The organism is Paraglaciecola arctica (assembly GCF_018861065.1).
Lineage (GTDB): Bacteria > Pseudomonadota > Gammaproteobacteria > Enterobacterales > Alteromonadaceae > Paraglaciecola > Paraglaciecola arctica_B.
In genome coordinates this window covers 1-2,016 of the sequence record NZ_JAHKQO010000008.1, presented here as the reverse complement: position 1 = coordinate 2,016, position 2,016 = coordinate 1, and the positions used below count along the sequence as shown (strand labels likewise).

Genomic DNA, 2,016 nt, shown 5'->3' with positions numbered 1-2,016 from the left:
CTCGCTGCCCTTGCTATGGTGAGTCGTTTTAATTTTTCTCTGTTCCTTTTGAAAATCGTTTCAAAGGCTTGGTCTCTATAATCTTCACCGTTGCTGCTGCAGAGTGAATCTATAAGAGCAAAGTCTCTTGGCTTGAGTCCGTATACTTTTTCATAAATTGCTTTGGCCGCTTCTTTTCGTGCCACTCCTTTTTCTATTTGTAGTTCAATAAGAGTGCGGTCTTCTTGAGTAAATCGTCTTTTCTTCATTCTCTTTTTTGCTCTTAGGTTTCAAAGGACATCCTTTGGCGCGGCATGTTTTTCCAAATACGTATGTAGAGGGTGAAAACGTGCCCGTCGTGCCTATCTAAAAAATAGATATCACTGAGTAATCAATAATATAATGCTAACTCCTTGTATTAATACGTTAATTTATGGGTAACGTTATTTTTTAAAGAAACTATCCAAAAGCGTCTTTTTTCCTTCTTTTTTCGTTGGTGTTAATACCGGCTCTTTATGCTCTCTTATCATGGCTTCTAGTTGGTCAAAACGAGTGGCGATGTAATGTAAGTCATCATCAAGCATTTCTCTTTCGTAGGCGTAATACGATTTATCAATTGAGTGATGCACTCTATCGCCATGAGTTTGATACAAATCCCTTTTATAGGCGAACAAACCTCTTACTAGCAACGCCCTTAACAGTTCTGCTTTATCTTTATGCGTGTCGTTTAACAGCTCTTCAATTTCAGCATTCACTCGACCATCCACTCGAACGGACACCAAATGAGTCTTGGATTTTGGTTTATTCATTTTCTAGTTTTCTCTTTTGCCTAATTCGATAAAGAACCGTCTTCAAATAGTCTCTCGATACCGTGATTTTTTTTGTGTTTAAAAACGCAACGATGTGCTCTAGTGAGATACCTTCACTCATCAAGATGGTTATCACGTCATATAACTCCGTAATGACGGCGGTTTTAGATTTCGTTTGATGCTTTTTCGTGTACGAAAGAAGCTCTTTTTCTAACGGTGTTTTCTTTTTCACTGAATACTTTATTGATTACTGATTGATACTTTAGAGACTAGCAATAAAAAAGAAGAACGAGAATGGTTATTTCAGTTGGGCTGAAATTGGCATGATTTATCTTAGTAACCTACCTATAAACTCATTGATTCAATGGGTTAGCTTATTAATGTTAGTTACGTTGTGATTACCCGTTGATTTCTATTTTCAAGATAGGCACGACGGGGACGTTTTCACCCCCTGCTACGCATTGGATAAAAACATCCCGTGCCAAAGGTGAAACCTTTGAAACCCTGACGCACTTCGTTTGTCTCCAGTACGCCCAAAAAAGCCAGCTACGCTTCGGGCTTTTTCGAGCGCACCGGCTAATTGTTGAAAATAGACGTTACAGGGTGATTATTGATTGAAACGGATTGTGATTTTATTGCCCTGTAAATCGCCTAGAAAGCGTCATAAACTTTCAAACTGGTTTTGGGGTATGTTGGTGTGGTTTATATCTTAAAAACGCCTCTATGGGCTTCTGAGGCTGCGAAGGCATGGTTTTTATAGGCTAACTTACGGATTTAACATAAGGGGCATAATGAACACCAATTTTGTGCGTACCTAGATTCAACACAAGACAACCTACTTCACCCGCGGGGATCTTAGGTTCTGCGTTACGGAGTCACGTGATTGAAAATAACTGGACTCTGTATATGTAACATGTATAATTAACTTAACAATGACTTCCTCCTGAACGCAAGTTCGTAAGAGTGGAAGTTTTTTTTGCCTAGAGAAAATGGATATGACTACGGCTCCCCTCGTTCCTTATAAAAAACCTTACCTATCTAGTTCTCAGTTATGTAAAAAACTCATAGACCAAGGGCTAATCATTGATGATGAAGATTTTGCTGAAAAAGTCTTAAATCGTTGTAGTTACTATCGATTTAAAGCTTATCTATCACCCTTTAAAGATAAAGGGACTAAGAAATTTTCAGAACATACTACATTGCACAAAGGTTATGAACTTTCTATGTT

The 2,016-nt window shown here is 38.2% G+C and carries 2 protein-coding genes and 1 pseudogene; 1 reads left to right on the top strand and 2 read right to left on the bottom strand.

The annotated features are described in order from the left end of the window. Positions 1-248 (bottom strand): hypothetical protein (locus tag KO534_RS03645; RefSeq protein ID WP_215927375.1); only part of this gene is annotated, 248 nt, incomplete at its 3' end. Positions 249-422: 174 nt separating this feature from the next. Continuing rightward, the gene (locus tag KO534_RS03640; RefSeq protein ID WP_012564905.1) at positions 423-788 is read right to left on the bottom strand and encodes a hypothetical protein; all 366 of its coding nucleotides are present in this window, start codon (positions 786-788) and stop codon (positions 423-425) included. Between the two features lie 995 nt (positions 789-1,783). On the opposite strand from KO534_RS03640, the pseudogene KO534_RS03635 reads away from it, so the two are divergent. After that, a pseudogene (locus KO534_RS03635) lies at positions 1,784-2,016 on the top strand (Abi family protein); the annotation flags it as partial.